Source organism: Pseudofulvibacter geojedonensis (assembly GCF_042675745.1).
In the GTDB taxonomy this organism is placed as follows: domain Bacteria; phylum Bacteroidota; class Bacteroidia; order Flavobacteriales; family Flavobacteriaceae; genus Pseudofulvibacter; species Pseudofulvibacter geojedonensis.
Map to the genome: position 1 here is coordinate 1 of NZ_JBHTJM010000003.1, position 20,155 is coordinate 20,155.

Below are 20,155 nucleotides of genomic sequence, written 5' to 3' on the forward strand. Positions count from 1 at the left end.
GTTCAAAATTATCTATATAGAAAACAATCAACAAAAAGAATTTAGAGCACACTTCTCGTTAAAGAGGTAAACTTTAAATAAAAATGTTTAAATTAGGGGTAAATATGATGAAAAAATATTTACCCCTTTTTTTATGCTTTCTATTGAGTAATATCTATGCACAAGATATAGATGTTTTTCAGCAATTTTATGGGCGTTATAGTTATACAGCAATAGGAAATACTTTAAACCCTGCAGAGAATAATCCAAATACTTTTTGTCAAATATTACCTCAATCAACTGCTAACTTGAATATGTCTGCAGATCAAACGGTTTTAGCTGCTTATTTATATTGGGCAGGTTCTGGCTTAGGAGATACGGAAGTGAGTTTAAACGGAGATCCTGTTGTTGCAGATGATACATTAAATGTTGTATACCAACAAGGAAGTATTACACTGGATTACTTTTCTTGTTTTAAAGATGTTACAGATGTAATTCAAATGACAGGAAATGGAGATTACACACTTTCAGATTTAGATATATCAGATACCTTAGCATCTAATCCTTATCATTGTGCTTTTAGAACTAACTTTGCTGGTTGGGCAATTATAGTAGTTTATGAAGAAGATACTTTGCCTTTAAACCAGGTGTCTATATATCATGGGTTAGAGATAATTAATAGAAATGTTCCTGAAATTAATATAACCATTGATAATTTAAATGTTTTAGATAATGATGGAGCAAAAATTGGTTTTTTAGCGTGGGAAGGTGATAATACTCTTAACTACGGAGAGTCTTTAGTTTTTAATGGAAATGTATTAGAAAATCTACCTTTAAACCCAGGTGATAATGCATTTAATGGTACTAATACATTTATGGGAAGTAATACTTCTTATAATATGGATTTAGATGTATATGATATAGAAAACTATATTACTGTTGGTGATACTTCCGCAACAATACAATTAACCACAGGTGGTATAGATGGGAATGGTGTTTTTCAAGCAGATTTAATTATAATTAATAATATAGTCACTGTTTTAAATAGTCAATTGCCAGATGCAACAGTTGTTATAAATGATTTAAGTGTTTCGTGTGATAATCGAGATGTGTGGATTGATTATACAATATTTAATGTTAATAGTACAGAAGTTTTGCCAGCGAATACACCAATAGCTTTTTACGCAGATGGTGTGTTAGTAGGAACGGCTTCTACAATTGATGATATTTTAATTGGTGAACAAGAGTCTAATAATATAGTTTTAAATATCCCTACAAATATTCCTAATGATTTTACCTTAACAATAGTAGCAGATGATATTGGAAATGGTACCGGGATCGTACAAGAAACTGATGAAGGAAATAATTCTGTAACTCAACAAATTAGTTTGTTGTTGAATCCGCCAATAGGAGATTTACCAACATTAGAACTATGTGATGAAGGTAACAATCAAGCCACTTTTGATTTAACAAGTATAGAAAGTCAATTGTCAAATGTTGCTGTGTCTGTTCAATATTTCAATTCTGAAAATGAGGCAGAATTGTTGATCAATGAAATTGAAACTCCTAGTGAGTATGTTAATTCAATTAATCCAGAGACCATATATATTAGAGTTAATTATCCAGATTGTTTTCAGATAGGATCTTTTAATTTGAATATAATTAATTGTTTGTCTGATACTATTTCTAGTACTAATGGTATTTCTCCTAATGGCGATGGCACTAATGATACTTTGGTTATACCTGGTGTTACAGATGTTTTTGAGAATCATGTGATAAAAATATTTAATAGATACGGAACTTTAATTTTTGAAGGAGGTTACAATCACCCTTGGTCAGGAAAAGCTAATAGAGGTATTAATCATACGGGCTCATTACTTCCTGTTAGCACTTATTATTATATTATAGATCTTAACGATGATAATTATTCTGAACCATTAGTAGGTTGGGTGTATCTTAATTATTAGGTATTTTTGTAGACACGTAATTATAAAAAGACCTGTGAAGTTTCAAATAGAATCCAATTTTTCTCCAACAGGAGATCAGCCTCAAGCAATCAATAAACTAGTAAATGGAATTGTTAATAATGAACAATATCAAACTTTATTGGGGGTAACCGGTTCGGGTAAAACTTTTACGGTAGCTAATGTAATAAAGGAGGTTCAAAGGCCAACTTTGGTATTGGCTCATAATAAAACATTAGCAGCTCAATTATATGCTGAGTTTAAAGCATTTTTTCCTAACAATGCTGTAGAGTATTTCGTGTCTTATTACGATTATTATCAGCCAGAAGCTTATATTCCAACATCTGGAACATATATAGAAAAGGATTTATCTATTAACGATGAAATCGAAAAGTTACGTTTAAGTACTACCTCTTCTTTATTGTCTGGAAGAAGAGACGTTTTAGTAGTAGCTTCTGTTTCATGTTTGTATGGTATTGGTAACCCAATAGAGTTTCAAAAAAATGTAATAACATTAGAAAGAGATATGGAAATTTCTCGAACAAAGTTGTTACATAAGTTAGTACAAAGTTTATATGCAAGAACTGAAGGGGAGTTTTATCACGGTAATTTTAGGATTAAAGGAGATACCGTAGATGTATTTCCTAGTTATGCAGATAATGCTTTTAGAATTCATTTTTTTGGAGATGAAATAGAAGAAATAGAAGCATTTGATGTTCAAACCAATGAAGTAATTGAGCGTTATGATAGATTGAATATTTATCCTGCAAATATGTTTGTAACCTCGCCTGATGTGTTGCAAAATGCCATTACTCTCATTCAAGATGATATGGTAAAGCAAGTAGACTATTTTAAGGAAATAGGTAAACATCTTGAAGCAAAAAGGTTACAAGAAAGAACCGAGTTTGATTTAGAAATGATACGTGAACTAGGTTATTGTTCAGGTATAGAAAATTATTCAAGGTATTTAGATGGAAGGAATCCAGGTACGAGACCATTCTGTTTGTTAGATTATTTTCCAGACGATTATTTAATGGTGGTTGATGAGAGTCATGTTACGATTTCTCAAGTGCATGCCATGTACGGGGGAGATAGAAGTAGGAAAGAGAATTTAGTAGAATATGGATTTAGGTTACCTGCGGCTTTAGATAATAGGCCTTTAAAATTTGAAGAGTTTGAAAGTTTGCAAAATCAGGTGTTGTATGTTAGTGCTACACCAGCTGATTATGAATTGCAAAAAACAGAAGGCATCTATGTTGAACAAGTTATTCGTCCGACAGGATTGTTAGACCCGGAGATAGAAGTCCGTCCTAGTTTGAATCAAGTTGATGACTTGATAGAAGAGATTCAGCAACGAGTAGAACAAGATGAAAGGGTGCTGGTAACTACTTTAACGAAAAGAATGGCTGAAGAGTTAACTAAGTATTTAACGAGGATTCAGATACGTTGTCGTTATATACATTCTGATGTTGATACACTTGAACGAGTAGAAATTATGCAAGATTTGCGTAAAGGTTTGTTTGATGTATTGATTGGAGTTAATTTACTTCGTGAAGGCTTGGATTTGCCAGAGGTATCTTTGGTGGCTATTTTAGATGCTGATAAAGAAGGTTTTTTACGTAGTCATAGATCGTTAACGCAAACTATTGGTAGAGCAGCAAGAAATGTAAATGGAAAGGCTATTATGTATGCAGATAAAGTGACTAAGAGCATGCAAAAAACAATAGATGAAACAGCTTATAGGCGTGAAAAGCAGATGAATTATAATACAGCGAACGGAATAGTGCCTAAGCCGTTAAACAAGAAGATTGAAAATCCTTTAGCTAAAGATACAGTTGCTTATCAAATAAAAGAAGAAGAGGAACGTTTAGTAGCAGAAGCAGAAATTGCATACTTGACACCTAATCAGTTAGATAAAAAGATAAGAGAAACCAGAAAAGCTATGGAACAAGCAGCTAAGGAGCTAGACTTTATTAGAGCAGCAAAATTGCGCGATGAGTTGAAGTTACTCCAAAGTAAAAAGGAGTAGTTGTATTTTTTCAGGTCGAGCTCAATCGATACCTATTTAATCTTTATTTTTTTATGTCAAAGTATACCTGTCTTTACGGTTTTTATGTTATCTGTTGACTATTATTGCTTTTACTACTTAAGCTAACTCCTAACTTGTTACCTAGCGCGTTGAAAGAAGAAAATAAAAATGAATAAAAAAAACGCAAAAAGAGATTAAAATAAAAGGCCGTATAATTAAACTATACGGCCTTGTGTTTTTTTAGAACTGGTTATGTTATAACATTTCTACTTTACCAGTTTGTAAGCTGTATACGCCACCAACAATTTTAATTTCTCCGTTATCTTCCATTTCTTTTAAGATAGGAGATTTTTCACGAATACGATCCATAGTTAAACGTACATTGTTAGCTACAGTAGCTGCTACAAATGATTTGTTAGAAGAATTAGTTTCTCCTTCTACTTCATCAGCAGATTTTTTTACTGCAGGCATAATATTATCTAGCATAGCAGTAATGTTTCCTAATTCAACACCATCGCAAGCAGCTTTTACAGCTCCACATGCCTCGTGTCCCATAACTAATACTAATTTGCTTCCAGCTACCTTACAAGAATACTCCATGCTCCCTAAGATATCTACGTTTTCGAAGTTTCCAGCAACACGTGCTACAAAAATATCTCCAATTGCTTGGTCTAAAACAGTTTCTACTGGTACACGAGAATCTATACAAGAAAGAACTACTGCTTTAGGGAACTGTCCTCCAGTAGTTTGACTAACTAAGGCACTGTTATCTACTGCTTGTGATTGAGAACCAGTAAAACGAGCATTTCCGTCTAATAAATCTTGTAATACACTGTCAGGTGTCATAGCTCCTTGAGCTTCTTGAGTTATTGCTATATTTTTCATTGTAATAGTTTTTAATTGATTATTAATTTTGAATTTGTGGTCTTAACTTAAAAAACTCTATATAACTCGGAGGATTTTCTACAGTACCTCTTTCAGAAATTAACTTAATGTTAATGTTTCTTTCTTTGGCTTTGATAACAAAATCTTCTAAAATTTCAATAATATCATAATCTAGATAGCGAGTTTTTCTTACGTCTAACTCTAAATAAGAGTTCTCTGGTAAACTATCTAATTCTTTTAAGATAGCTCCTTTGTTAATAAAAGTAACTTCTTCTGCTAAAGTCATCTTCATTTTTTGCTCTCCATTACTTTTGTCTTCTTTATGTAAGAAGTGTGAGTTCCTGTAACTTTTTATCAAGATAACAACTATACCTACACATAAACCTAGGGCTATACCTTTTAATAAATCTAAACCAACAATACCAACTACAGTAACTATAAATGGTAAGAACTGTTGCCAACCTAGTTTAAACATTTCTAAAAATAACTTTGGTTTAGCTAATTTGTATCCAACAATTAATAAGATAGCTGCTAAAACAGCTAAAGGAATTTTATTCAATAAAGTAGGAATAATAATAACCGAAATTAATAATAAGAATCCGTGTACGATAGCAGATAATTTGGTTCTACCACCTGAATTAATATTAGCAGAACTACGAACAATTACCTGAGTAATTGGTAAACCACCTATTAAACCAGAAACAATATTTCCAGCCCCTTGTGCAAATAACTCACGGTTGGTTGGGGTTACGTTATTATGAGGGTCTAATTTGTCTGTAGCCTCAACACATAACAAAGTCTCTAAACTTGCTACTAAACCAATAGTAAAAGCTGTTAATAAAACAGCAGGATTAGTTATTGCAGAAAAGTCAGGCAAAGTAAATTGAGCTAAAAACTCATCTGAATTACCAGGAACAGGTACGTTTACTAAATTTCCAGTTACAATATTTAAATCTCCCCCTTTAGTAGTTAAATAATAAATAATACCAACAGCAACTGCAACAATAGGCCCTTGTATGATTTGAAAGATTCTTCCTTTTTTAGAAAGTACAGAACTCCACAATAATAAGATCAATAGTCCAACAACTCCAATAATGATAGAAGAAGTTTCTACTTGATCTAAACTACCAAAGAATTTTATTAAGTTGAATCCTTTTGTTTTAGCTTCTGCATGACCAAAGAAAAATGGAATTTGCTTAGTAAAAATAATAATTCCAATACCAGTCAACATACCTTTAATTACAGAAGAAGGGAAGTAATAACCAATAATACCAGCTTTTAAAACTCCTAAAAGAATTTGAAAAACACCAGCTAAAACAACTGCAACTAAAAAGCTTTCAAAACCTAGTTCTTGAATAGCTACTAATACTATAGCAGCTAAACCAGCTGCAGGTCCGCTAACTCCAATTTTAGATCCTGAAATAGCACCAACAACTATACCTCCAATAATACCAGCAATTAGACCACTAAATAATGGAGCTCCACTGGCTAAAGCAATACCTAAACATAAAGGTAATGCTACAAAAAATACTACGATACTAGAAGGAATATCGTTCTTTAAATATTTAAACATTATAATTTAACTTAAAATTTATAAAATAATTTTATTGATTATTAGCAGTATGCTATTAACCGATTTAATTTATCAAAATCAATTTTATGAATTTGATAGAGGGGGAAATAATTTAAACTCTAAGTTAATTCAGGAGGTGGAGTGTTAATTTCTCTACTATGGTTGTTAATGAAGTTTTGAATATGTAAAAAATCAAAAACAACTATTTTTTGAGATCCGATATGAATAATAGAAAAGGTAACATCTAAAATTTTACTTTCTAATTCAATATTTTCTTCTTCTACTTCGCTATCGGAATCTATATCCGTTAATTCAGTAGTTTCAGTTTCATAAACACAAGATAACTTTTCTAGTACAGGACTAGTAAGCATGGTGATGATGAATAATATACTGAATAATGATTTCAAGAAAAATGTATGAAATTGTTAATTCACAAAAATAATATTATTTGAATAACCTTATGTGTTTTTAACGAAAATTTAAGTTGCAATATGTTAGAGGTGAATTTTGAACTAGCTTAATTGTAATACGTTTTAAAAATATCTAGTAATACGTTTGGAGGAACAATATTATTCTTGTACTGAGGCATAACATCTAACGTTTTATCAATAGCTTGAATATTTAATCCCATCTTTAGACCTAATTGATGAATTTTTTCTAATTCTTCGTCTTCAATTACTTGATCAACATTCATTAAAAGTAAGAGTCTGTGAAATTGAACTATTCGTTGACTCTCTGAAGGCAAAACAACTTTTGGAGCGGGGTTTTTAAACAGTTTGTCAAAAGTATCTTTGTTTACACCTATTTGTTGTGCAATACTTAATAAAAAATTATATTCAACGTCTTTTATTTTTCCATCAGATTTTGCAAAACCTATTAATTCAGTTAAAATGCTTAGTTTTTCATCAATGCCCATCAATAGTAGTTTAATAAGTTGTTTAAAGATACTAAAAAAGCTCAAACCTAAGTTTGAGCTTTTTTTATATAAATTTCTTATTATCTAATTAAGATAAAACAGCTTTTACTTTATCGGCAGCTTCTTTAAAAGCTACAGCAGATTGTACATCTAACCCTGAATTGTCAATTAATTTTTTAGCGATATCTGCATTTGTTCCTTGTAAACGAACAATAATAGGTACGTTAATAGCATCTCCCATGTTTTTGTAAGCATCTACAACACCTTGAGCAACACGATCGCATCGAACAATACCACCAAAAATATTAATTAAAATAGCTTTTACATTAGGGTCTTTTAAGATAATTCTAAAAGCTTCTTCTACACGTTTTGCATCAGCAGTACCACCAACATCTAAGAAGTTTGCAGGTTCTCCACCTGACATTTTAATTAAATCCATTGTAGCCATTGCTAAACCAGCTCCGTTTACCATACATCCTACATTACCGTCTAGGTCAACATAATTTAACCCTAAAGCATTCGCTTCTACTTCAATTGCGTTTTCTTCTCTTAAATCACGCATCTCAGCATATTGTTTTCTTCTGTATAAAGCGTTATCGTCGATAGTTACTTTAGCATCTACCGCCATAATTAAATCATCAGAAGTTTTTAATACCGGATTGATTTCAAATAAAGAAGAATCTGACTGAACATAAGCTGTATATAAAGCAGCAATAAACTTAGTCATTTCTTTAAAAGCTTTTCCTGATAAACCTAAGTTAAAAGCTATTTTTCTAGCTTGAAAAGGTAATAATCCTGTTGCTGGATCTATTTCTTCTGTAAATATTAAATGTGGAGTTTCCTCAGCTACGGTCTCAATATCCATACCTCCTTCTGTAGAATACATAATCATGTTTCTACCAGTAGCTCTGTTTAATAAAACAGATACATAAAATTCACTAGTTTCACTTTCTCCTGGGTAGTATACATCTTCAGCTACTAATACTTGGTGAACTCTTTTACCTTCTGCAGAAGTTTGAGGAGTTACTAAGTCCATTCCTATAATTTGTCCAGCTATTTCTTTTACTTCGTCTAAGTTTTTTGCTAACTTAACTCCGCCACCTTTACCACGACCACCAGCATGAACTTGTGCTTTAATTACGTGCCAACCTGTACCGGTTTCTTCCGTTAACTTTTTTGCAGCAGCTACTGCTTCATCTGCTGTAGTTGCAACAATACCTCTTTGGATTCTTACTCCAAAGCTGTTTAATATTTCTTTACCTTGATATTCGTGTAAATTCATAGTACTATGTGTTATCTTTTTAAAGCTGAGCAAATGTAATAATTACCATTTAATTATTTGTTTTTTAGAGGGCTATTTTTTTAGTCAAAACATTTTAATTGTTTTATTTGTAACTATAAGTTGTAAAAATATTAAATTTGTTATTCTAGCTTTTTTATATAATATTCTTGTTTTAGGTTTGCGCTGAATTTAAAATAGAAGATAGCAATGAATACAACTGATTTGTTAGCCATAGTAAATGAGTATGATGCACCAATATATATATATGATGCTCAAAAAATAGAAAATCAATACAACAGATTAATTAAAGCTTTTAAAAAGGTTGAACGGTTAAAAATAAATTATGCAGTTAAAGCATTGTCTAATATTTCAATTTTAAAATTGTTTAAATACTATGGAGCAGGTTTAGATACGGTTTCAATACAAGAAGTACAGTTAGGCTTATCTGCCGGTTTTAAAGCAAAAGATATTATTTATACCCCTAATGGAGTTTCATTACAGGAAATAGAAGAAGTTGCTCAACTAGGATGTCAAATAAATATTGATAATTTGTCTGTTTTAGAGCAATTTGGAAGTAGAAACCCTGGAATACCAGTTTGTCTTAGAATTAATCCGCATGTAATGGCCGGAGGAAATAGAAATATATCTGTAGGGCATATAGATTCTAAGTTTGGAATATCAATTCATCAAATGCCCCATGTATTGAGAATAGTTTCTAACACAAACATGCATATAAATGGTATTCATATGCATACAGGGTCAGATATATTAGATATAGATGTTTTTTTACATGCTGCTGAAATTCTATTTAATACTGCAAAACAATTTACTAATCTTGATTTTTTAGACTTTGGTAGTGGTTTTAAAGTTCCATACACAGAAAATGATATTGAAACCAATATAGAAGAGTTAGGAAAAAAGCTAAGCAAAAGATTTAATGCGTTTCAATTAGAGTATGGTAAACCATTAACCTTGGCTTTTGAGCCAGGTAAATTTTTAGTGAGTGAAGCTGGATATTTTTTAGCTAGAGTAAATACTGTTAAACAAACTACTTCAACTGTATTTGCAGCTGTAGATTCAGGTTTTAATCATTTTATAAGACCCATGTTTTATCAATCATTTCATGATATTATAAATTTGTCTAATGAAAATGGAAACGAGCGGTTCTATTCGGTTGTGGGTTATGTTTGTGAAACAGATACCTTTGCGAGCAATAGAAGAATTAAAGAAATAAAAGAAGGAGATATTTTATGTTTTAAAAATGCTGGGGCTTATTGTTTTTCTATGTCTTCTAATTATAATTCTAGATACAAGCCGGCAGAAGTTTTATGGATAAATAATAAAGCTTTTTTAATACGGGAGAGAGAAACTTTAAACGATTTGTTGCAAAAACAGTGTAAAGTAGAAATACCAGATCTGGTAACAGAGTTAAACTAAGTTATCTATTAACTATAGGTACTTTTATAATAACATTAGTACCATTTTCATTTGAAGAATTGATACTAATTGTTCCTTTTAAATTTTTAACTCTAGCTTTTATTTGATTGATGCCAATTCCTTCATGAAGTTCATTCGATGACTCAAATCCAATACCATTATCAGTTATGTTAATAATTAATTGGTTTTGGTCTTGGTTAAGATTAATGGAAGCTTTAGTAGCTTGACTGTGTTTAATAATATTGTTGACTATTTCTTCAACAATATTATTAATTTTAATTTCAAAATCCTGTTCTAATCTAACTAGGTAGGTTCCTTTATGAAAGGAAAAAGTTAATTGATCGTTAGAATATTTTTCGCATAAATCTTCTAAAGCATAACTCAAACCAAAATTGATAAGTACATCTGAAATTAGGGTATGAGACAAGTCTCTAACCTTATCAGATGCTTCATTAATTATTCTAGTAGATTTTTCTAATTCATCAATAGAGTCGCTGCTTTTTTTCTTAACAACTTGTAAATGTAAATTAGCCGACGATAATAAGGAGTTAACGCTGTTGTGTAATATTTGAGAGATGTTTTTTCTTTCTTTTAGCCTTCCGTCTAATGTAGCAGCAATTACCTTGTTGCTATTTTCATTTTGAATTTTTTCAATTTCATTTAGTTTTTCTAATTTATTCTTCTCTAAAACTAAAGCTAAGTTTTTCGCTTTGAGTTTGCTGTTTCTATAAAGGATGAGTCCAGAAATTAAAATAATTAATGCAATGGCTCCAATAATACTAAAGAAGAGTTGCATTTCTTTTCGTTTTTTTACTTCGGTAGCAATAGCCTTTTCTTTACTGTATTTTGCCTCTATTTCTGAAACCGTATGATTGAGGTATTTTTCTTTGTGAATATTGTATAAGGAATGTGCTTTTTTAAGCGTCTCTAAAGATTTGTTATAATTTCCTTGTCGCTCATATAAATCTGAAAGATTACTATATTGAATAGCTTTCATATTTAATATTTTAAGATTGGAAGTGTCTTTTAATAACGGAATGGCTTCAAGGTAATTTTGTTCAGCTTTTTCATATTCTTGTCTATAAACTTGACTAATAGCTAAATTACTTCTAACTCCAATAACAGACATAGTATCTTTAATTTTAGTAAAGTATTCTATAGCTTTTTCACCCATTTTATCTGCACTTTCATGGTCTTGTATGTAAGAGTATAACCCGGTTAAATTGGCGTATGTTTTACCTAATATAGCTTCTGTATTAGGGATTTGACTATAGTTTTTTATTAAGTTTTTAAAGATGCTAAAAGCAGAATCTCTTTCTTTTAAGGCTACATCAAATTTTTGCTTTTTGGTAACTTCTAAAGAGTACATTAGTAAATTAAGCGATCCTATTTCAAATAAAGCATTAGCTATTTTAGTAGAATCTTTACTCTGATCGCTCAACTTTTTAACCTTACTTAAATAAACTAATGATTTGGAGTAATTTTGATTAATACGGAGTATTTTTCCCACTTTGGCATTCCAATAAATTTGCTCGTTCAAGTCTTTAATAGAAGCTTTTTCTAGCTGTTCTAAGGCTAATACAATAGCTTTTTCTGTATTGTTATCTTTTATTAATTGTTCAACTTGAATTTTTGAAGAATCTCTTTTTTCAGATTTTTGAGCATGCAAATTTGAGTTACATAGTAAATAGGTAACTACTAAAAAGAAGTATGATAAATACTTATGGTACAAGAGTGGTAAGGATTAGTTTTATAGTAAAAATAGTGAAAAATATAGGTATATAACAATTCAAAAGAATACTTTATTTTTTTACATTTAGAGGAATAGGAACAGAAATATGAATAGAAGTTCCTTTGTTTGGTTCAGATTTAATACCAATAGTACCTCCTAAACTTTCTATTCTTGCTTTTATTTGATTTAAACCAACACCACTAGATTTGGTAGAAATAATATCTGTATTGAATCCAATACCATTGTCTATAATTACAATATCTAAGTTCTCTCCTTGGTAATCTAAGCTAACGGTAGCTTTAGAGGCTTTACTATGTTTTATAATATTATTAATAAATTCTTCTACAATATTTTTTAGTGTAACTTCTAAGTCTACATCAAACCTGGGTATAACTTCATCGCATTCTAATTCAAAAATTAAATCAGAATTACTGTATTTATCACACATATCATCTATTGCATAAGCCAATCCGAATTTTACCAATATAGCAGACAGTAATTGGTGAGATAAATCTCTAACTTTATCGGATGCTTCTCCTAGAATACGTTGTGATTTATCTAATTCTTCAATTTCTGTAGTGGCTTTCTTTTTAGCAACTTGTATGTGCATGCTAACAGAGGATAGTAAAGCACTAACACTATCGTGTAAAGTTTGAGCAATGTCTTTGCGTTCCTTTTCTCGACCATCTAAAGTAGCACTTAACACTTTACTCTGGTTTTGTATTTGTAATTGTTTAAGTTCTTGTTGTTTGTTAAGTTCTTGTTGTATTAAACTTAACGAAAGATTTTTTTCTTTTAATTTGCTGTTTCTATAGAGTATACTGCCAAATAAAATAATACCTAAAGCAGCTATTCCACCTACACCAGACCATAAATAGATACGTTCTTTAGCTTCTTTTTCTTTTAAGGTGTTCAATTGCTCTTCTTTTCTAGCAGTAGCAACATTATGTTTAGCTTCTATGCGTCTTATTTCGGTGGCTTTTTGCTTGTCTGCAATTTGTTCAGATAATTCATTGTATTTAATAGAGTATTCTAGAGCTTTTTTATATTGTTGGGTTTGTTGGTAAATGTATTGTAAGTTTCCTATTGCAGTTAGTTTAACTCCAAGTATTCTTTGTTGACTAGTATCTAACTTTTTTCGCAATACATTTAAGTGAACCTTCTCCGCTTCTTCATATTTTTTTTGATATATGTATAGTAAACCTTGATTGTTGATTGATGAGTTTAATAAATAAGGTTTATTTATTGTCTTGTATATGTTAATGGCTTTTGTAATGTAGTTTTCGGCTTTATCATAATTACCTATGTCAGATTCTAACAAATACAAGTTATTATATGTTTGTGCAATGTAAACTGAATTGTTTTTAGTGTTTTTTAGGGTAGTAATGTTTTTTTTGTAATAAAAAAAAGCTGAATCTTTTAACTGGATGGCTTCTTTAGAAAAACGATCATCATATAGTTTGTTAAATTTATAATAATTTATTTGACCGATATACAAATGATTAAGCATTAAAGCTAATGAATCTTTTAAGTTGATATTTATGTGATATGATTTTTTGAAATACTTTAAACTAGTATCTAATTCACCATTATTTTTAAAAATGATGCCAGCTAGTTGCAACCATTTGGCTTTTTGAGAACTGTTTTTAGGGGCCTGTTCTATTTGTTGTAAACTGGTTTTGAGTGCCTCTTCTGTTCGATTTAATTCTGTAAGTTGCTCAGTATGTATGTATAAAGAGTCTTTTGTTTTTTGTCCGTAAGATATATAACAAAAAATGAAGTAAAAAAGTATTATTCTTAGTAAGTTAGTTAGCACTCATCTAAAATAGATAAAAAAGTAATATACCCCAAATAGATTAGTTTTTTGAGTAATTTTTAATTAAAAATAACTTTTTTGATGAAATAAAGTAGCTGGTTAGATAATTCTAAAAAACGCATTAACAAATGCTTAATGCGTTTTTTAGAATTAAATTATTATGGTTGAGCCGTACCACTAGGAATTCTTCGTCTTCTAGCTGTATCACCTAGTTGATCAAAAACATATTTAAACTCACCATTTAAGCTTTTGTAGTTGTTGGATTTAAAGCTACTTTTTCCTTTAGGGTCTGCATTTACCATAATAACATTTGTACCATCTTTTTCAGTGGTGTAAGTTACACTAGCAGGTGCTGTAGTGTTAAATTCAATAAAATAAGTTCCATCTTGATTGCGAGTTACACAATAACCTTGTACTAAATCCATAGTTTTTAAAATTTGGTTAATAGTTAATAAATAATTTAAATCATTACATGTGTTTAATAATTTACGAAATAAGTTGTTAATTATTGTTTTATTTACTTGTTAAAAAAAACAATAATTAATACTGAAAAACATTTCTAACTTCAATACTAACAGTAATAAAGTGAGTATTATACTAAGTTATTTTTAATAGCAAACTTTACTAGGCCAATAGAGTTTTTAACTTGTAGTTTGCGCATGAGTTTTTTTCTATGTGTATCTACTGTATTAGGACTTAGAGCTAATTCTTTACTAATATCTTTAGTACTAAATTCCTGACTAATAAGTTGTAATATTTCTAACTCTCGTTTGGTAATATTATAAGGTATTGGAGCCGTTTCTCCATCGGTAGAACCATTGTTTTCTATACCAGAAAAAGAGTTGACTATTTTATTTTTAATCGTATCACTAAAATATTGCTCACCTCTATAAACAGCTCTAATGGCATCTGTTATATTTTCTCCAGCACATTTTTTAGATAAATACCCAGAAACACCTAGTTTTAATACCTCTTTTATAACTTTTAAATCATCGTAACTAGAAAGGATAATAGTTTTACAAGGCAAACCCTTTGCTTGAAAAGATTTTAAAATATCGATTCCATCTATATCTGGCATATTTATATCCATAATTAAGATGTCTGCTTTATTACTTGTTAACCTTTCGTATAGATTATGTCCATTTAAAGAAAAACCAACTACTTCAAAATCGTCTTCTAATTTTAAAACAGCTAAAAGTCCGTCAATTATTATTTGATGATCGTCTGTTAAGTGAATTCTAATTTTTTCCCCCATGATTAATTAGTTAGTTTAACCAAATGTAGTTAATCTTTTTATAGGAGTCAATACCGTAAAACAATGAAATTGAAAACTAACCTTTTTTGGTGAGGATGTAGAAACCTACATAGAATAAGTTCTATAAGTAGAAAATTAGTTTGTTGTTTGTGATTTAGGTTTAGACATAACTTGAAGCATTATATAAAACTGCAAACCAAATAATACAGCAGCAAGTAATAAGTGTAATGGTTGTGTAGTAAATGGAAAATTAAAATAGTAAATAACAATACCAGTTATAATTTCTAGACCAAGCACAATCATAATATAATTGAGCAGTTTGTAAGGAACCCTTTGTTTTTTTAATTGAATAAATAACCAAGCATTTACAATAAAAACCAAAATAGAAAGTGTTCTGTGAATATAGAAAGCTAGATTTGGATTTTCTAACCAAAGCGCAGCGTTGCTGTTTACCATGGCTTGTTCATCTACAAATTGTCTTACCTGCGTACCTATATACACTTGAATTAGAGTTAGTAATAAGCTAAAGATTAATACGTTTTTAAAAAGGCTTACAGGTTTAAAGCTACTTTTGATTTCTTTAGATTTATATATGCAATACAATAACATAGCAATAATAAAGAAAGACCCCGCCATATGAATGCTTATTTTGTATGGAAGCAAGTTAGAGTCTACTACAGTTTTACCTAACCACGCTTCAAACCCCATTCCTAGTATAACCAAAAAGGCTGCAATGGTAAGGTATTTTTTGTCTTTCCAAAGAAAAACAGAAACAATGAATAGAATGAGTATAGGAATACCTGCAACCGCTGTAAATAGTCTATTAATAAACTCAATCCAAGTATGGGTTGGGTTAAAACTATTGTATTCATGTTTTGTGTTTTTTTGCCAATTTTTAAGATTTAGTGAGTCGCCAGTAGTAAAATCTTTATTAGCAAAATAGAATAAATCGTTAACTTGAATTACATGACCTTCTTTATAAGAATGGTTTGGCTTGAATTGGATATCGCTAATTTCTGTAGGAGGTATGTAGTATCCAAAACATTTAGGCCAATCTGGGCATCCCATACCAGATCCAGTCATTCTAACAACTGCACCTGCAATTATAATTAAGTATACACATACAATAGATATTTTAGCTAGTTTATGGAAATGTTTCTGCATGAGCATTTTTTTTGTAAATGTATATGGGTTATTAAAAAATAAATATGATTTAAATCATAACTAAGTAATTGTTAGACCGAGTTCTTTTCCTTTCTTAAGCATGAGTTCTTTAGCTTCTTCATAGTCGTTAGCTATTTCTCCTTCAAGTATAGCTTCTTTTATAGCTTCTTTTATAATTCCAATTTCTCTACAAGGCTTAATGTTAAACGCTTCCATAATCTCTTCTCCAGATACAGGTGGTTGGAAGTCACGGATACGATCACGTTCTTCTACTTCAACTATTTTATTTCGTACTAACTTGAAGTTATTATGGTATCGCTTAAATTTTTTAGGATTCTTGGTTGTAATATCAGCTTCACAAAGAGTCATTAAATCTTCAACATATTCTCCAGCATCAAAAACCAATCTTCTTACTGCAGAGTCAGTAACTTCTTGAGCTAAAACAATTGGCCTTGAGCTCATTAAAACCATTTTTTGAACGAATTTCATTTTTTCGTTCAACGGCATTTTAAGTCTTTTAAATAGTTTGTAAACCATTTTAGAGCCTACAAATTCATGCCCATGGAAAGTCCAACCTACTTTTTTACTGAATTTTTTTGTTGGTGCTTTGCCAATGTCATGCAGTAAAGCAGCCCAACGCAACCATAAATTATTGGTGTTTAAAGCTATATTGTCAACAACTTCTAAAGTATGGTAAAAGTTATCTTTATGCTTTTGGCCTTCGACTTCTTCTACGCCTTTTAATGCTGTTAATTCTGGTAAAATATAACTTAATAAACCTGTTTGCTCTAAAAGTAAAAATCCTATAGATGGTTTAGGACTCATCATAATTTTGTTTAGCTCATCAACAATTCGCTCTTTAGTTATGATTTTTATCCTGTCTTTGTTTTTGGTAATTGCCTGTAAAGATTCTAATTCTATTTTAAAATCTAATTGTGTAGCAAAACGAATAGCTCTCATCATTCTTAACGGATCATCAGAATAAGTAATGCTAGGTTCTAATGGCGTTTTTATGATTTGTTCCTTTAAGTGAGCTATACCATTAAAAGGATCTAGAAGTTCTCCAAATCGATCTTCATTTAAGCATATAGCTAAAGCATTAATGGTAAAATCTCTTCGATTTTGGTCGTCTTGTAAACTACCGTTTTCTACTATTGGATTTCTACTATCTTTTGTATAAGACTCTTTTCTAGCTCCAACAAACTCTACTTCAATGTCTTCGGTACGTAACATAGCCGTTCCGTAAGTTTTAAAAACTTGAACTTTTGGTTGGTTAGGTAGTAATGAAGCGACTTTTTCTGCTAAAGCAATGCCACTTCCTATAGCTACAATATCAATATCTTTTGCAGAACCTCTTTTTAAAATGAAATCTCTAACAAAGCCACCAATAACATATGTGTCTAATTGTAGTTCCTTAGCAGCTTGTTGTATGGTTTTAAATATGGGGTGTGCTAGTGCTTCTTGATAATTGGTTTGTAACATGCAATGTTTAATTCTATAGGCTGAATATTAATAACGAATAACCTTTACTTCTCCGTTATTACTAATTTTAATAATTGATGAAGATTTTTCGTTTCTTTTTTGCTGATGCAAATTTACAATATAGTCTACACCTTTTAAAATTGCTGGAGAAATTTCTGAAAAGCTTTTTGGTGTGGGCTCTCCAGATATATTAGCCGATGTAGAAACAATGGCTCCATTAAATTTTCTCGATAATTGAAAGCAAAATTCATCATCTGGAATTCTAATAGCAATACTATTGTCTGAAGCAATTAAATTTTTAGCCAAATTTTTTGCTTCATCATAAATAATAGTAGTAGGGGTTTCTGTAATATCGATGATGTCTTGAGCTGCCTGTGGAATTTCAGTAACGTATTTTTTTAACATTCTGTCATCGGCAACTAAACAAATTAAAGCTTTACTATCTTCACGTTGTTTTAACTGATATATTTTTTGAACTGCTTTAGAGTTATTAGCATCACACCCAATACCCCAAACAGTATCTGTAGGATATAAGATTAAACCTCCGTTTTTTAAGTGTTCAATACAATTTTTTAATTCTTTTTGCATAGTGCAAATATAAATCTAAGTATTGTAAAATAGAAGCTTTGAAAAACGAACTTATATTTAACTCAAAAATAAATTTAGATTTGCAAAAAAATAATTTGATGAATTTAAGAAAGTGGGATAAATTTTTAGTCGAACTAGCAAATTTTTGTTTTTTTTGGCTTTTTGGAGTTTTGTTTTTTACATTGTTCAGACTTGTTTTTATACTATTTTTTAGAAAACAGATAACAGAAACTCCAGATGCAATAGAATTATTTAAAGTATTCTTCTTAGGTTTTAGGTTTGATTGCACTGCGGTATCTTATTTTTTGATTTTACCATTAGCTTCGTTGTTAATTTTATCATTATTTAATCAGTTTACAATAATTAAGGTTATTCGAAAAATACATCAAGTATTGTTTGTAATTCTATCTTCAACAATATGTGTAGTAACTATCAACTATTTTAAAGAGTATAATAACCAATTTAATAATTTCTTGTTTGTTGGTTTGTACGATGATCAGAAAGCGGTACTAGATTCTATTATTAAAGATTTTCACCCAATTATTAATGGAGTGATCTTGGTGTTGCTTATTTTAAGTAGCTTTTTAGTACTTTCTCGTTTTGAAGAGAAGAGAAGATTATATAGTTTCTTGAACAGATTAAGTTTTAAAGGACATGAAATACTATTGGTTATTATAACAATAGGCTTGTTTGTTGGGAGTTTAAGAGGTTCATTTGGAGAAATTCCAGTAATAAGAAAGTACACAGCTATTTCTAAAGATTTATTTCTAAATAAAATAATTATAAACCCTTATCGATCTTTAAAGTATGCAATTGATGATTTTAAAGAATTGAACTTACTAAACGATGTGAATCCTTTTTTACAAGAAGAGGAATTAAAAGGCATTCTTAAAGGCCAATCGATTGATTCATTGTTGTACAAAAAAGCTAAAGGACCTAGAATTGATAAACCTAAACAGTTGTTTTTGGTAGTAATGGAAAGTTATGATTCTTGGCCTCTATTAAATAAATATAAAGATTTAGGAGTTGCTACAGAATTAACTAGTATAGCAGAAAGAGGTAAACATTTTACAAATTTCTTACCAGCTTCTCATTCAACATTTAACTCTTATGCATCTATTGTTGGAAATGTGCCTTATACAGGGGTAAACATTAATAGTATAGGTAGTGTAAACCAATCTTTTAAATCATCAATGTTTACTCAGTTTAAAAAGCTAGGGTATAAAATAAATGTGTTTTACGGAGGCTTTTTAACCTGGCAAAATATTGGAGATTTTTCAGATTTTATGGGAGCAGATAAAGTTTATTCTGGCGCCTATACAGACGAAAATATAACAACAGGAGAATGGGGGATTAAGGATGATAAATTATTCGATTTAGTTTTAGACAAAGTCAACACAGAAGAGTATACATTAAATATTATTTTGACCTTGAGTTATCACACTCCATTTGCTGTAGACATTTATAAAGAAGGTTTTCCCATAAAAAAGAAAAAAGATCTTCCCGAAGCCACTAAATTGTATTTTAAAAATACAATGAACTTAAAGCAGTTAGGACACCTTTGGTATAGTGATAAGGCTATTGGGGATTTTGTTAGAGAGGCAGAAGGTAAGTTTACTAATTCATTGTTTTGTTTTACAGGAGACCATTTTGGAAGAAGATTTGTAAATCATAAACCCAATTTATACGAAAAGTCATCGGTACCCTTTATTATGTATGGTAAGAGTATAGAGCCAAGTAAAGAGAAGACTTTGGGGTCTCATATCGATATTATGCCAACGCTTATAGAAATGATAGCACCTCAAGATTTTGAATATTATAGTTTTGGTGAAAGTTTACTAGATAAGAGTGTAGGGGTAGCAATAGGGCATGAGAAGATCATGTACAATGATGATATTTTTTATTTTCCAAAAAACGGTTTGGTAGAAAAAGGAAAAATCAAAGGAAAAGGAGTTCCTTCAATTAATGAATCCTTTGCTAAGAAAAAACACGATAGCTTAATAGGTATTGCTTGGCAATATATAATGAAAGAAAATAGAGTAAAAGATTAAAA

General features: G+C 30.3%; 16 protein-coding genes. 4 read left to right on the forward strand and 12 right to left on the reverse strand.

The window, feature by feature from the left end; all coding sequences use genetic code 11:
- Nucleotides 1-143: 143 nt before the first annotated feature.
- Together ACFQ1O_RS03120 and uvrB are read left to right on the forward strand one after the other, a co-directional pair.
- Complete coding sequence (locus ACFQ1O_RS03120) at nucleotides 144-1,946, forward strand: gliding motility-associated C-terminal domain-containing protein (RefSeq protein ID WP_377713244.1); 1,803 nt, start codon at nucleotides 144-146, stop codon at nucleotides 1,944-1,946.
- Nucleotides 1,947-1,980: 34 nt separating this feature from the next.
- Nucleotides 1,981-3,972, forward strand: coding sequence for an excinuclease ABC subunit UvrB (uvrB, locus tag ACFQ1O_RS03125; RefSeq protein WP_377713246.1), 1,992 nt, complete (start codon nucleotides 1,981-1,983; stop codon nucleotides 3,970-3,972).
- A 255-nt stretch (nucleotides 3,973-4,227) separates the two neighbouring features.
- Here the strand turns inward: uvrB and ACFQ1O_RS03130 are convergent, their stop codons facing one another.
- From ACFQ1O_RS03130 to sucC, 5 genes are all read right to left on the reverse strand, one after another.
- The gene (locus tag ACFQ1O_RS03130; RefSeq protein ID WP_377713248.1) at nucleotides 4,228-4,857 is read right to left on the reverse strand and encodes a carbonic anhydrase family protein; all 630 of its coding nucleotides are present in this window, start codon (nucleotides 4,855-4,857) and stop codon (nucleotides 4,228-4,230) included.
- Between the two features lie 22 nt (nucleotides 4,858-4,879).
- Nucleotides 4,880-6,430 carry a SulP family inorganic anion transporter gene (locus ACFQ1O_RS03135; protein ID WP_377713250.1) on the reverse strand — a complete coding sequence of 517 codons (1,551 nt, stop codon included), beginning with the start codon at nucleotides 6,428-6,430 and terminating at the stop codon, nucleotides 4,880-4,882.
- 119 nt (nucleotides 6,431-6,549) lie between these two features.
- The gene (locus ACFQ1O_RS03140) at nucleotides 6,550-6,837 is read right to left on the reverse strand and encodes a hypothetical protein (RefSeq protein WP_377713252.1); all 288 of its coding nucleotides are present in this window, start codon (nucleotides 6,835-6,837) and stop codon (nucleotides 6,550-6,552) included.
- 110 nt (nucleotides 6,838-6,947) lie between these two features.
- Nucleotides 6,948-7,346, reverse strand: a complete 399-nt coding sequence (locus ACFQ1O_RS03145) for a TerB family tellurite resistance protein (protein ID WP_377713254.1) — start codon at nucleotides 7,344-7,346, stop codon at nucleotides 6,948-6,950.
- An 88-nt stretch (nucleotides 7,347-7,434) separates the two neighbouring features.
- Nucleotides 7,435-8,628 (reverse strand): ADP-forming succinate--CoA ligase subunit beta, encoded by a 1,194-nt coding sequence (sucC, locus tag ACFQ1O_RS03150; protein WP_377713256.1) that lies wholly within the window; start codon nucleotides 8,626-8,628, stop codon nucleotides 7,435-7,437.
- A 207-nt stretch (nucleotides 8,629-8,835) separates the two neighbouring features.
- Between sucC and lysA the strand changes: the two genes are divergently transcribed.
- Nucleotides 8,836-10,065, forward strand: a complete 1,230-nt coding sequence (gene lysA / locus ACFQ1O_RS03155) for a diaminopimelate decarboxylase (RefSeq protein ID WP_377713258.1) — start codon at nucleotides 8,836-8,838, stop codon at nucleotides 10,063-10,065.
- 1 nt (nucleotide 10,066) lies between these two features.
- On the opposite strand, the gene ACFQ1O_RS03160 is transcribed toward lysA, so the two are convergent.
- The 7 genes from ACFQ1O_RS03160 to ACFQ1O_RS03190 form a co-directional block, all read right to left on the reverse strand.
- Nucleotides 10,067-11,797, reverse strand: a complete 1,731-nt coding sequence (locus ACFQ1O_RS03160; protein WP_377713260.1) for an ATP-binding protein — start codon at nucleotides 11,795-11,797, stop codon at nucleotides 10,067-10,069.
- A 70-nt stretch (nucleotides 11,798-11,867) separates the two neighbouring features.
- Nucleotides 11,868-13,613 (reverse strand): ATP-binding protein, encoded by a 1,746-nt coding sequence (locus ACFQ1O_RS03165; protein WP_377713262.1) that lies wholly within the window; start codon nucleotides 13,611-13,613, stop codon nucleotides 11,868-11,870.
- A 158-nt stretch (nucleotides 13,614-13,771) separates the two neighbouring features.
- Complete coding sequence (locus ACFQ1O_RS03170) at nucleotides 13,772-14,038, reverse strand: hypothetical protein (RefSeq protein ID WP_377713264.1); 267 nt, start codon at nucleotides 14,036-14,038, stop codon at nucleotides 13,772-13,774.
- Between the two features lie 167 nt (nucleotides 14,039-14,205).
- On the reverse strand, nucleotides 14,206-14,868 hold the full coding sequence (locus tag ACFQ1O_RS03175) for a response regulator (protein WP_377713266.1): 663 nt from the start codon (nucleotides 14,866-14,868) through the stop codon (nucleotides 14,206-14,208).
- Nucleotides 14,869-15,003: 135 nt separating this feature from the next.
- Complete coding sequence (locus ACFQ1O_RS03180; protein WP_377713268.1) at nucleotides 15,004-16,032, reverse strand: COX15/CtaA family protein; 1,029 nt, start codon at nucleotides 16,030-16,032, stop codon at nucleotides 15,004-15,006.
- A gap of 60 nt (nucleotides 16,033-16,092) precedes the next feature.
- Complete coding sequence (locus tag ACFQ1O_RS03185; RefSeq protein WP_377713270.1) at nucleotides 16,093-17,514, reverse strand: CCA tRNA nucleotidyltransferase; 1,422 nt, start codon at nucleotides 17,512-17,514, stop codon at nucleotides 16,093-16,095.
- Nucleotides 17,515-17,541: 27 nt separating this feature from the next.
- Entirely contained in the window at nucleotides 17,542-18,102 is a 561-nt protein-coding gene (locus ACFQ1O_RS03190) for an L-threonylcarbamoyladenylate synthase (protein WP_377713272.1), read from the reverse strand.
- Between the two features lie 98 nt (nucleotides 18,103-18,200).
- Here ACFQ1O_RS03190 and ACFQ1O_RS03195 point away from each other — a divergent pair, with 98 nt between their 5' ends.
- A complete protein-coding gene (locus ACFQ1O_RS03195) occupies nucleotides 18,201-20,153 on the forward strand; it encodes an LTA synthase family protein (protein WP_377713274.1) in 1,953 nt (650 codons plus the stop codon).
- Nucleotides 20,154-20,155 lie beyond the last annotated feature (2 nt).

Coding starts and splice junctions, on each gene's coding strand:
- ACFQ1O_RS03130 (WP_377713248.1), bottom strand. CDS start 4,857: ATGAAAAATATAGCAATAACTCAAGAAGCTCAAGGAGCTATGACACCT.
- ACFQ1O_RS03135 (WP_377713250.1), bottom strand. CDS start 6,430: ATGTTTAAATATTTAAAGAACGATATTCCTTCTAGTATCGTAGTATTT.
- lysA (WP_377713258.1), top strand. CDS start 8,836: ATGAATACAACTGATTTGTTAGCCATAGTAAATGAGTATGATGCACCA.
- sucC (WP_377713256.1), bottom strand. CDS start 8,628: ATGAATTTACACGAATATCAAGGTAAAGAAATATTAAACAGCTTTGGA.
- ACFQ1O_RS03145 (WP_377713254.1), bottom strand. CDS start 7,346: ATGGGCATTGATGAAAAACTAAGCATTTTAACTGAATTAATAGGTTTT.
- ACFQ1O_RS03175 (WP_377713266.1), bottom strand. CDS start 14,868: ATGGGGGAAAAAATTAGAATTCACTTAACAGACGATCATCAAATAATA.
- ACFQ1O_RS03195 (WP_377713274.1), top strand. CDS start 18,201: ATGAATTTAAGAAAGTGGGATAAATTTTTAGTCGAACTAGCAAATTTT.
- ACFQ1O_RS03180 (WP_377713268.1), bottom strand. CDS start 16,032: ATGCAGAAACATTTCCATAAACTAGCTAAAATATCTATTGTATGTGTA.
- ACFQ1O_RS03185 (WP_377713270.1), bottom strand. CDS start 17,514: ATGTTACAAACCAATTATCAAGAAGCACTAGCACACCCCATATTTAAA.
- ACFQ1O_RS03170 (WP_377713264.1), bottom strand. CDS start 14,038: ATGGATTTAGTACAAGGTTATTGTGTAACTCGCAATCAAGATGGAACT.
- ACFQ1O_RS03190 (WP_377713272.1), bottom strand. CDS start 18,102: ATGCAAAAAGAATTAAAAAATTGTATTGAACACTTAAAAAACGGAGGT.